The organism is Flavobacterium sp. LC2016-01, from assembly GCF_009711135.1.
GTDB lineage: Bacteria > Bacteroidota > Bacteroidia > Flavobacteriales > Flavobacteriaceae > Flavobacterium.
This window is the reverse complement of sequence record NZ_WMIC01000003.1, coordinates 171,173-183,171: the sequence shown is the minus strand read 5'-3', so window position 1 is coordinate 183,171 and position 11,999 is coordinate 171,173. Positions and strand designations below refer to the sequence as shown.

Annotated in this window: 10 protein-coding genes; 3 read left to right on the top strand and 7 right to left on the bottom strand. The window is 34.4% G+C overall.

The window, feature by feature from the left end; translation table 11 throughout:
• Positions 1-194 precede the first annotated feature (194 nt).
• The 3 genes from GKZ88_RS07800 to truA all read right to left on the bottom strand — a co-directional run bounded on the left by GKZ88_RS07800 (position 195) and on the right by truA (position 3,566).
• On the bottom strand, positions 195-779 hold the full coding sequence (locus GKZ88_RS07800) for an HNH endonuclease (RefSeq protein ID WP_155101820.1): 585 nt from the start codon (positions 777-779) through the stop codon (positions 195-197).
• Positions 780-923: 144 nt separating this feature from the next.
• Entirely contained in the window at positions 924-2,678 is a 1,755-nt protein-coding gene (locus GKZ88_RS07795) for an ABC transporter ATP-binding protein (protein ID WP_155101819.1), read from the bottom strand.
• Between the two features lie 147 nt (positions 2,679-2,825).
• On the bottom strand, positions 2,826-3,566 hold the full coding sequence (gene truA / locus GKZ88_RS07790) for a tRNA pseudouridine(38-40) synthase TruA (RefSeq protein WP_155101818.1): 741 nt from the start codon (positions 3,564-3,566) through the stop codon (positions 2,826-2,828).
• Positions 3,567-4,015: 449 nt separating this feature from the next.
• Here truA and GKZ88_RS07785 point away from each other — a divergent pair, with 449 nt between their 5' ends.
• Entirely contained in the window at positions 4,016-5,923 is a 1,908-nt protein-coding gene (locus tag GKZ88_RS07785) for an SPFH domain-containing protein (protein ID WP_155101817.1), read from the top strand.
• A gap of 195 nt (positions 5,924-6,118) precedes the next feature.
• Positions 6,119-6,613, top strand: a complete 495-nt coding sequence (locus GKZ88_RS07780) for a metallophosphoesterase family protein (protein ID WP_155101816.1) — start codon at positions 6,119-6,121, stop codon at positions 6,611-6,613.
• A 5-nt stretch (positions 6,614-6,618) separates the two neighbouring features.
• Here the strand turns inward: GKZ88_RS07780 and GKZ88_RS07775 are convergent, their stop codons facing one another.
• From GKZ88_RS07775 to GKZ88_RS07765, 3 genes are all read right to left on the bottom strand, one after another.
• Positions 6,619-7,248, bottom strand: coding sequence for an ATP-binding protein (locus GKZ88_RS07775; RefSeq protein WP_230392480.1), 630 nt, complete (start codon positions 7,246-7,248; stop codon positions 6,619-6,621).
• 323 nt (positions 7,249-7,571) lie between these two features.
• A complete protein-coding gene (locus tag GKZ88_RS07770; RefSeq protein ID WP_155101814.1) occupies positions 7,572-8,237 on the bottom strand; it encodes a response regulator transcription factor in 666 nt (221 codons plus the stop codon).
• Between the two features lie 145 nt (positions 8,238-8,382).
• Complete coding sequence (locus GKZ88_RS07765) at positions 8,383-8,799, bottom strand: DUF4293 domain-containing protein (protein WP_155101813.1); 417 nt, start codon at positions 8,797-8,799, stop codon at positions 8,383-8,385.
• 183 nt (positions 8,800-8,982) lie between these two features.
• Here GKZ88_RS07765 and rho point away from each other — a divergent pair, with 183 nt between their 5' ends.
• Positions 8,983-10,803 (top strand): transcription termination factor Rho, encoded by a 1,821-nt coding sequence (gene rho / locus GKZ88_RS07760; protein WP_155101812.1) that lies wholly within the window; start codon positions 8,983-8,985, stop codon positions 10,801-10,803.
• A gap of 174 nt (positions 10,804-10,977) precedes the next feature.
• Here rho and GKZ88_RS07755 read toward each other — a convergent pair whose 3' ends face one another.
• The gene (locus GKZ88_RS07755; RefSeq protein WP_155101811.1) at positions 10,978-11,994 is read right to left on the bottom strand and encodes a M28 family peptidase; all 1,017 of its coding nucleotides are present in this window, start codon (positions 11,992-11,994) and stop codon (positions 10,978-10,980) included.
• Positions 11,995-11,999: the final 5 nt, after the last annotated feature.

The following is an 11,999-nucleotide window of genomic DNA, read 5'->3' as shown; positions in this document are numbered from 1 at the left end:
GATTATTAAAATTATTTCATCATATTATTCTGCCTTTTTTTGGTTTTATTTTTTAATATTTTAAAAGAAAATCAATCTAAAAGTTAAAATTTATAGTTTTATGCTGTATTCATAAGGCTTATTCAAACAAGAAGGAGCTTCCAGTAATGGAAGCTCCTTCTTGTTTGAATAATAAAGTATATTTTCTTAATGCTTTAAACTTTAACGTGTCCCCAGTTTTCACCGCTGGCAATACGTCGTATCTGCATTTCGCTCACTCCAAATTGCTTGGCGATCATTTTTAAACGTGTTTTTTGATCTGGTCTTGCTAAAATTTTCTTGATCAGCATCACTTTTGTGGTCGTTAATTTTCGGCCATCAGCTTTTAAATTGTGTTCGATCAGATTCTTTTTGGCCTGAATTACACGCGGGCTTTTTCGGCTGTGCGCCATCATTTCGGCTTTTGTTGCCCATCGAAGATTGCTGATGTCGTCGTTGCTTCTGTTGTAATCCATATGAAGTACATAAGTTTGTTCTTCAGATGTTTTCGGAATAAAATATTGGGCAACTAATTTGTATAGAAAAAGATATTTATTGACAATTTTGTCATCCTTTTTAACCTTAAATCTAAAAGTTGGGTAACCGTCACTCAAACCGCCTTTAAGGATTCGGCCGTTTTCAATTTCGTCTGTAAAACTTATTAATCGGCCTCTGTTCGAGATGGCGTATTTAAGTTGTAATGAAGCATTTATTTCTATTTCTTTGAACTGTTCGTCTGGATAAAATCTGTTTTGTGGCATTTTCTTTTACATTTGATTTCTATTATCTCAAAGATAAATAATAAACCAAAGATGAAATGTTAAAGCACCAGCCCTGACTAGCAGTTTTATGATTTCTATAACGCTGATTTAACGTTTATAAATGTTTTTTTAGCATTTTGAGCCCTAGTTTGCTACTGAAAATTGCGAATCGTACAGGTTTTTGTAATAACCATGAGCTTTATTGAGGAGTTCCTGATGTGTTCCTTGCTCAACAATCAATCCTTTATCCATAACTACAATTTTATCTGCATTTACAATTGTTGCCAATCGATGTGCGATAATGATTGAAGTTCTTCCTTTGGTAATCGTCTCCGTTGCGCGCTGAATCAATTCTTCAGAATAAGTATCAATTGAAGAAGTTGCTTCATCTAAAATCAAAATACTCGGATTACTCACATACGAACGTAAAAAAGCAATTAATTGGCGCTGGCCAGAAGAGAGCATTACGCCACGTTCTTTTACATCAAAATCATAATTATCAGGCAGACTCATGATAAAGTCGTGGACACCAATTTTTTTAGCAGCGTCTAACACTTTTTCACGAGTAATTTCTGGATTGTGTAAAGTAATATTATTATAAATCGTATCGGCAAATAAAAATACATCCTGCAAAACCACAGCGATTTGTTTTCTTAATGAAGCCAAAGTATAGTTTTCAATATTATGTCCGTCAATAAAAATAGTACCGCTGTTAATTTCATAAAAACGATTCAGCAAGTTAATTATAGTCGATTTTCCGGCACCGGTTGAACCCACAATTGCGATTGTCTGTCCAGAAGCGACAGATAAATCAATGCCTTTTATTACTTCTTCTTCCGGAATATAACTAAATCGGACGTCTTTGAATTCGATACTTCCATCAAAAACTGGCGCTTCAATCGTTCCGGTATCCTGAATGTGATCCTGAGTATCAATAATATCAAAAACACGATTAGCCGCAATCATTCCTAATTGCATTTCATTGAATTTATCCGCAATTTGACGAAGCGGATTAAAAAGCATCCCAATAAACATGGTATAAGAGAATAAGTCTCCAAAAGTCGTAAAATGATCGCCGTTCAAAATCTTGAATCCACCAAAGACAACGACCAATCCTAAAGTAATTGACGAAATAATATCAGCAATTGGAAAGAAAATGGAGTTGTAAAGAATGGTTTTAATCCAGGCAACTCTATGCTTGTCGTTTATTACTTTAAAATTTTCAGCTTCGATTTTTTCTCTGTTAAAAAGCTGTACAATCTTCATTCCCGTCACACGTTCCTGAACAAACGAATTCATATTAGCAATCTGCGTTCGTACTTCCTCAAAAGCAACTTGCATTTTGCGTTGAAAAATTCGAGTGATGTAAACCAGAATCGGCATGGCTACAACAACAATCCACGTCAGTTTCCAATTCATGTAAAACATAAAAAGCAAAACCACCAGCATTTTCATCAAATCACTTATAATCATAAAAAGACCTTGACTGAAAATACGGGCAATGGATTCAATATCCGAAACTGATCTGGTTACCAATTGTCCAACCGGAACCAAATCAAAATATTTCATTCTAAAACTCAAAATATGTTTAAAAAGCTTATTACGAATATCTTTTACAATATCCTGCCCGAGCCAGTTGGCCCAATAAACAAAGTAGAATTGAGAAAAAACTTCACATAAAAGCACAACGCCCATTAATATAATGTACATCAATAAACCATGTTTGTCATGAGTCTTGATATAGCCGTCAACCGTTTGTTTTAGTAAATAAGGACGAAGTGCCGCAAAAATCGACAGCGAAACTGCAAAAACAATAACGCCGTAATAGCGCCATTTATAAGGCTTGGTATATTTTAATATTCGTTTGAATAATCCGGTATCGAATGCTTTTGCTTTCATTTATTTTAAGGAGCTAATCCTGCTTTCCGTTACAAGTTTTTCTCAAAAATATGTTTTTGTATTATTTTTATAAAGCTTCCGTTGGTCGCTCTATAAAAATTACAAAAACTATATTTTTTTCAAAAAAGCTTTTCACTGCAATCAGGGCTATTTTATGATGTAATCGTATTTTATTTCGGTTAAATATAAACCATGCGCCGGAACCGAAAACCCAGCTTTCTCTCTGCTTTTACTGGCAATAATATTTTCAAAATCAGCCAAGGAAATTCTATGCAATCCTATATTGACTAAAGTTCCCACAATAGAACGAACCATATTTCTTAAAAATCGGTTTGCCGAAATAGTAAAAACCAATTTGCTGTTTTCTTGTTTCCAATAAGCCTCAAAAACCGTGCAATCAAATGTATTTACATCTGTATTTACTTTAGAAAAACATTGAAAATCGGTATGATTTAGTAAAATCTTCGCGGCTTCATTCATCAAAGCTACATCTAATTTTTGATTAAAATACCAGCTGAGTTCCTGTAAAAACGGATTTTTAACAGTGTTGATATGATATTCGTACGTACGTTTTGTAGCGTCAAATCGGCAATGTGCTTCATCATGAACTAATATAATGTCAAAAATGGCAATATCTTTCGGTAAATACGAATTCAGTTTATGCACTAAATTCGGAACATCAATTGCAGTATCAAAATCAAAATGCCCAAACATTTCCTCGGCATGAACTCCCGTATCAGTGCGTCCGGCTCCCATAACATTTATAGGTGAATTGAGTAAAACCGAAAGCGCTTTGTTTAAAGTTTCCTGAACAGAAGACGCATTTGGCTGAAATTGCCAGCCATGATAATGTGTTCCGTTATAAGCAAATTGAATAAAATATCTCAAGGTAAAGGTTCAAAGGTTCAGAGTCGCAAAGATACAAAGGTTTTTTTGAAGATACTAAGGTTCTGAGAGGCTAAGGTTCTAAGGTTTTTTCTTTAAAGCCTAAAGGTTTTTTGTATGGCGTTATCGTAGAGACGCACAGCAGTGCGTCTAACGTCAGATTGGCAAAATATGTTTTTTATCAAAAAATAGATTTCAATAAAAGATGCTGCAGAAATCTTAGAACCTTAGCCTCTCAGAACCTCAGAACCTTATTTAAAATCTGTTAAAACCCAAAATGCAAATCACAGTTGACACCGTAAAAAATCGTGTCAGAAATTGACAATTCCAACGTTTTAATTAATGCGTTTTTTTAACATTTTTTCGTAAAAATTTCTAAATGTTAATTTTTAAAATTTTTCATTTTAACAGGAAATATTTCTCCTATGTTTGTAATCTAAATATCAAAAACTATGAATGAAATTACTTCTTATTGGTGGATAATTTTAATCTTATTTGCCATTCTTTTTTACAAATTTATTTTACGCGTTTTCTTCGGAATGGTTATGGTTCCTGAGGATAAAATTGGTTTAGTTACCAAAAAATTCGTTTTGTTTGGTACCGATAAATCGCTGCCAGATGGCCGTATTATTGCGACAAAAGGCGAAGCAGGTTATCAGGCACAGACACTTGCTCCAGGTTTATACTGGGGAATGTGGATCTGGCAATATTCAATCGACATGACTGGATTTACCATTATTCCAGAAGGAAAAATTGGATTGGTTTTAAGTAAGGACGGAAAGGAAATCCCAACCGGACGAATCTTGGCCAGAAAAGTAGATAGTGACAATTTTCAGGATGCTACTTCGTTCCTGAACAATGGCGGGCAAAAAGGACGTCAAACGGCTTTTATTACTACAGGATCTTATCGTATTAATACATTTTTATTCGAAATTGTAGTTGCAGAGCAGATTAAGATTTATGAAAACATGATTGGGATCGTAACAGCATTAGATGGTGAACCAATTCCGCAAGGTCAGATCGCTGGTAAGTTTGTTGAAGCGCATAATAACTTTCAAGATTTTGACAAGTTTTTGGAAAGTGGCGGAAATCGTGGTTTACAGCCTCAGGTAATGTTGGCAGGTTCGTATTATATCAATACATGGGGAATTCAAATTGAACAGAATCCTATGACAGATGTGCCAATTGGTTACGTTGGAGTTGTGATTTCTTATATTGGAGAAGATGGTCAAGATGTTACAGGAGATACTTTCAAACACGGAAATATTGTTTCAAAAGGACAGCGCGGTGTTTGGATGGAACCGCTTGGGCCTGGAAAATATGCGCTTAATAAATATACGACAAAGTTAGAAGCAGTACCAACAACAAACTTGGTTTTGAACTGGGCAAATGCAAGAAGCGAATCGCATGATTTAGATAAAAACCTTTCTACGATTACGGTTCGTTCAAAAGACGGTTTCCCATTTAATCTGGACGTTGCGCAGATTATTCACGTTCCTGCAGCCGAAGCGCCAAAAGTAATTGCACGTTTTGGAAGTATGAATAACTTGGTTTCGCAGGTTTTAGAGCCTACAATTGGTAACTATTTTAGAAACTCAGCTCAGGACAGTGATGTAATTTCGTTTTTAACAACGAGAAAAGAGCGTCAGGAATCGGCAAAAAATCATATTAAATTAGTGCTTGATGAATATAATGTAAATGCAGTTGATACTTTGATTGGAGATATTGTACCGCCAGATTCATTGATGAAAACTTTAACCGACAGAAAACTGGCTGAAGAAGAGCAAAAAACATATCAAACACAAAGAATGGCGCAAGAACAGCGTCAGGGAATGGAGAAAGAAACCGCAATTGCAGATATGCAGAAAGAAATTGTTCGTGCTTCTCAAAGTGTTGAAATTGCACAAAGAACTGCCGATGCAACTGTAAAAAAAGCAGAAGGTGATGCAACCAGTTTGAAACTAAATGTAAATGCGGAAGCTGAAGCAACAAAAATGCGTGCAAATGCTGAAGCCGAGGCTACAAAAGCTAGAGCAGGAGCACAGGCAGAAGCAACAAAACTGAATGCAAGCGCAGAAGCTGAAAGAATCTCAAAAACTGGTTTAGCCGAAGCGGAGAAAATCATGGCAATCGGTAAATCTACTGCTGAAGCATATCAGTTGCAAGTTACAGCAATGGGCGGTGACAACTTTACCCGTTATAAAGTAACCGAAGAAATTGGAAAAGGAAATATCAAAGTAATTCCAGATGTCTTGATTACAGGAAATGCCGGATCTGATGGATCTATTAGCGGATTATTAGGAATGAAGCTTATGGAAATGATGGATACGAAAGATTCTAAAAATGGTAAGAAACAGTAATTTCCATAATGATAAATTGTAGAGACACACTGCAGTGCGTCTAACGCAAAGTTTTGAAATCCGATTTGCGAAGGCAAATCGGATTTTTTCATGTTTTAAAATGAAATAAAAACATGTGAAAGAAGCAATGCAGTGCGCCTCTACAGAAAAACCTTTGTAACTTTGTGTCTCTGAATCTTTGCACCTCAAAAAAAAATGACCAAAATCCTCCTCCTCTCCGATACTCACAGCCACATTGATGATACAATCTTGAAATATGTTAATCAAGCCGATGAAGTTTGGCATGCTGGAGATATTGGTGATTTGAATGTTACCGATACGATTAAGAAACTAAAACCGCTTCGTTGTGTTTACGGTAATATCGACGATGCAAAAGCAAGATTAGAATTTCCTCTGCATAACAGGTTTATGTGCGAAAATGTATCCGTATGGATTACGCATATTGGCGGTTATCCGGGAAAATACAATCCAAGTATCAGAGAAGAAATGACTTTGAATCCGCCCAAATTATTTATCTGTGGCCATTCGCATATTTTAAAAGTGATGTTTGACAAAAAGAATAATTTACTGCATATGAATCCCGGTGCGGCCGGAAAAAGCGGTTTTCATCAAATGCGAACGATGTTGCGTTTTGTTATTGAGGATGATAAAATAAAAGATTTGGAAATTATTGAAATTGGGAAAAAATAGATTCTTTAATGCGGCAGCGGAATTTTTATTTTTATCGTCGTGCCTTTGTTCGTCTTTGAAATGATATCAAAACTTCCTTTAAATTTTTTAACTCGGGCTCGTATTCGATTTAAGCCAAAACCTTCTGTGGCATCTGTTTTCTTTGTGTTAAACCCTATACCGTCATCATGAATTTTAATGATAAAAGTGTTTTGATTTTCTTTTAAATTTATCTTGGCGATTTTTGCATTACTGTGTTTTATAATGTTGTTAAAGAGTTCTGAAACAATAAAATAAATCTTCATTTCAAATTTTTCAATATATCTTTTATCCGCAGCTATTGTACTTGAAAACTCAAAATTTATAGAACGGTTTGAGTTTTTTTCGCATAAATCTTCTAAGGCATAAATTAAACCAAATCGAACCAAGAGGCTAGGAACAAGATCGTGTGATATATCACGTAAAAGATCATGCGCTTCAGATAAAATTGCTTTTGTTTTTCTGATTTCTTCTGATTCTATATTGTTTTGTGCAGTAAAAGTATTTAAATGCAGTCCAGCAGATGACAGTAAAGCACTGATGTTGTCGTGCAGGAATGATGCGATTTTTTTACGTTCGATTTCCTGATTGTCAATTCCAGAGTTTATAACATTCAAAAGGATTTTTTGCTTGACGTCTTTTCGTTTTATTTTTTGTTTTAATTTATTATTCTGATAAAAGAAATAAAAGAGAAAAAATAAGATTATAACAAGAACAATTGTCAAACTGATTATTTTTTTGTTCCGAAGCTGTACTATTTTATGCAGTTCGGCATCGTGCTTTTTTTTTGCTGATGATTGAGGTATACTTTCTTTTGAAATTTCTCTTTCTTGACAAAATACAGGATTTCCATTAAAAGAAATGAGGAGAAAAAACAAAGTTAAAATTCTGAAGATGCGCATAATCGAAAGCAATTAAGCTCAGTTTTGTTACTGAAGAATTACGGATTAATCAAATTGTTTTTTAAGGCATATTTGACCAGACCTATTGTGTTTTTTATATGCAGTTTTTTCATGATATTTTTGCGATGAGTCTCAACAGTATTTATACTGATAAAAAGCTGTTCACTTATTTCTTTTCCACTGTATTCAAGTGAAATCAGCTTAACAATTTCAAGTTCACGAGGGGTTAAAATTGGATTCTCAAAATAGGTGTTTTCATTTAATTTGGGATTATTGTGGGCAAAACTTTCAAGTATTTTCTCTTTGACAGCGGCCGAAAAATATTCTTCCCCTCTATAAACACTATTTATGGCTTCAATGATATTTTCGCCGGCGCATTTTTTTGTTAAATACCCTTTTGCATTTAATTTCATCACTTCTTTGATGATTTTTAAATCATCGTAACTTGATAAAATTATGATTTTGCAGTGACTTTCTTTCTCATAAAATTCTTGTAAAACCTTGATGCCATCTTTTTCTGGCATACTAATATCTAAAACTAAAATAGCGGCATTATTTTTTGCAACATCGTCATAAATGGTGCTTCCATTCAGAGAATGGCCTACAACTTCAAAATTTGAAACTGTCTGTAATAGATTAGTAAGGCCATCAATAAGTACTTGATGGTCATCTGCAAGATGAATCCTTATTTTGTTTGTTGTCATTGTTTTGGAAATGAGAATGCAAAATTAGATTGAAAGAATCTCTTCAAATAGCCTTATTAAGTTTGTTTTGTATCATTTAAAGCCACAAAAAAACCCGAATAAAAATATTCGGGTTCTCTTCGCACAAAAAATTAAGTTTATAGGTTTATCTCAAACGATCTACAGATTTTACAAGATCTTCGTCCTTTTTGATGGCCTTATTAGCTAAAACTAATAACACGATAGCAACAATCGGAAGAAACATCCCAATACCTTTCTCTGAAACAGCGTTAACTGTCTCTCCAGATAAATTTAGAGAGCGATATACAAATAATCCTAATAAAATTAAATTTAATATTATGTTCAGTCTGTTCATCACAAACTGGTTTTGTCTTTTTTTGTATGATATGATACTGATAATCGTCAACATTGTGCTTAATCCCAATAAAACAGTGTAAACCTGATCTTGCATAAAGTAAAAAGGCTTGCTGTTATTTAATGACCACAGCGGTATAAAAAACATTAAAACCCCTGTTATTACAAAGGTAAGAATTAGATATACGGTTTGAATTCGTTGTAACATAACTTGAAATTGTTTTACAAAAATATATTTTCTTTTTTATAAATACTATTGTATGATTAAATTTTATTCGTATTATTGCATCATAATACCGTAAGCACTTCATACTGCGGTCAATTGAAAAAAAATATCTACCTATTCTTTTTACTGTATTTCCTTTAAAATAATTAAATTCATAGAACATTCATGTTTGATATTTCTGCATTAAAAGAAATGAAGCTTTCTGAGCTTCAAGAAATAGCTAAGTTAGCTAAAACAATAAAGTTTAATGGTGTTAAAAAAGAGGCTTTAATTGGTCAGATTTTAGCGCATCAAGAAGCGACTGCAACGCCGCCGGCTCCTGCTGTGGCTGAAAAGGAAATAACAGATGATAAACCGAAAAGAGCAAGGATTGTTCCGGCTAAAAAACCAGCTGTTTCAAAAAATACTCCAGTTTTAGAATTTGATAACGCCGAGGAAGCAATTCCAGAAAAAAAGGAAGCCCCTGTAGCAAAGCCAAAAATTCAGGCAGTTCCAAAAATTCAAGAAGAGCCAAAAGCTGAGGAAAATACAGAAAGTCCTGTGGCAGACAAAAAAGAACCTAAAATCGTTAAGTTTAATAAATCAGCTTACGAGAAAAAGGTGGCACAGCAAAAGGAAAAAGAAGCAGTAAAAGAAGTGACTGTTGAAGAAGGTTCTGAAAACCAAGCTCCAGTTGAAGAAAAAGCTGAAGCAGCTCCTCAGGCAAAAAAGATAAATCCGAATCAAAATAAAAATCAAAACCCTAACCAAAATCCGAATCAGAATCCAAACCAAGCTGGAAATCAAAACGGTAATGGAAATGGGAATAACGGAAATCAAAATCCGAATCATAAAAATAAAAAGAATAATTTCAGAGATTCAGATTTTGAATTTGATGGAATTATAGAAAGTGAAGGTGTTCTTGAGATGATGCCAGACGGTTACGGATTCTTACGTTCGTCTGATTATAATTATTTAGCTTCTCCAGATGATATTTATTTATCAACTTCACAAATCAGATTATTTGGTCTTAAAACCGGAGATACTGTAAAAGGAGTGGTTCGTCCTCCTAAAGAAGGCGAGAAATTTTTCCCTTTAGTTCGTGTACTTAAAATTAACGGTCACGATCCGCAAGTCGTTCGCGACAGAGTTTCTTTTGAACACTTGACACCAGTTTTTCCTTCTGAAAAATTCAAATTAGCCGAAAAAGGCAGTTCTATATCAACTCGTATTATTGATTTGTTTTCTCCAATAGGAAAAGGACAGCGTGGTATGATCGTTGCACAGCCTAAAACGGGTAAAACAATGCTTCTTAAAGATATTGCAAATGCAATTGCGGCAAATCATCCAGAGGTTTACTTAATTGTTCTTTTGATTGACGAACGTCCTGAAGAGGTTACTGATATGCAAAGAAGTGTTCGTGGTGAAGTTATTGCTTCAACTTTTGACAGAGAACCACAGGAACACGTAAAAATTGCAAACATTGTCCTTGAAAAAGCAAAACGTTTAGTAGAATGCGGTCATGATGTTGTAATCTTATTAGATTCGATTACGCGTTTAGCGAGAGCTTACAATACAGTTCAGCCGGCTTCTGGAAAAGTATTAAGTGGTGGTGTTGATGCAAATGCATTGCAGAAACCAAAACGTTTCTTTGGAGCAGCAAGAAATGTAGAAAACGGCGGTTCATTAAGTATTATCGCAACTGCATTGACTGAAACGGGTTCTAAAATGGATGAGGTTATCTTTGAAGAATTTAAAGGAACTGGAAACATGGAGCTTCAATTGGATCGTAAAATTGCCAATAAACGTATTTTCCCTGCAATCGATCTTACTTCATCAAGTACACGTCGCGACGATTTATTATTGGACGAAAAAACATTACAAAGAATGTGGATTATGCGTAAATATTTATCAGATATGAACCCAGTAGAATCTATGGATTTTGTAAACGATCGTTTCAAGAAAACAAGAAACAACGAGGAGTTTTTGATTTCTATGAATGACTAAAAAAGTTGCTAAGACGCTAAGGTTCTAAGATTCTAAGTTTTTTCTTTGATTTTAGTTTACAATATAAAAAAGGGATGAGTTTTTAAAACTCATCCCTTTTTATTTTTCTTAGAATCTTAAATTTTTTTAAAAAAAACTTAGAATCTTAGTGTCTCAGAACCTTAGCGTCTTAGACTATTTTTTATCCACTACCGGTCTGTTTTCTCTATTAGCTAAATCCCAGGCAACAACAAAAGCTAATTGTGCTCTTTTTGCTAAAGCGTCGTATTCAATTTTTTGAGGTTCATCGCCTTTTTGGTGATAATCTTCGTGAACTCCGTTGAAGAAGAAAACAGCTGGGATTCCATGTTTTGCAAAGTTATAGTGGTCAGAACGCTCATAAAAATGATTTGGATCTTTAGGATCATTAAATTTAAAATCCAAGTTCATTTTGATGTATTTGTCGTTTTGAGCTACAACTGTATTGTGTAATTCACTAGATAATCTGTCAGCTCCAATTACATATACATAATTATTTGTATTTGCATGTTCAACGTCACGACGGCCAATCATATCGATATTGATATCAGTAATCGTATTTGCGATTGGAAATAATGGATTTTCAGAATAGAAACGTGATCCATGTAAACCATGTTCTTCTCCAGTTACATGAAGAAATAAGATTGATCTTTTTGGTCCGTGCCCTTCTTTTTTAGCTTTTGCAAATGCTTTAGCGATTTCCATAACCGCTACAGTTCCAGATCCATCGTCATCAGCTCCGTTATAGACTTCTCCATTTTTAATTCCAACGTGATCGTAATGTGCAGAAATTACCAAAACTTCATCTGGTTTTTCAGAACCTTCGATGTAAGCCCAGATGTTTTCTGAATCTGGTAAATTTTCATTACGTTTTGCATTTAAAAATGATGCCGGAATGTGCTGGTAATAATCAGCAGCTCCTTTTGGGAATGAAATATTATTTTTCTTGTACTGCTCGATCATGTAAAGTCCGGCTTTTTTCTGTCCTTTCGAACCAGTTTCACGGCCTTCCATTTCATCGGAAGCAACAACATAAAGCATTTTTTTTAAGTCTTTTGCCGTGATAGAATTCATGTATTTTGTTGGGTCTGAATTGTCTTTTGAGGCAACAGACTGCGTGTTTTTACATGAAAACGCCGAAGCAATTAATAAAAGAACTACAATTTTTTTCATTTTGG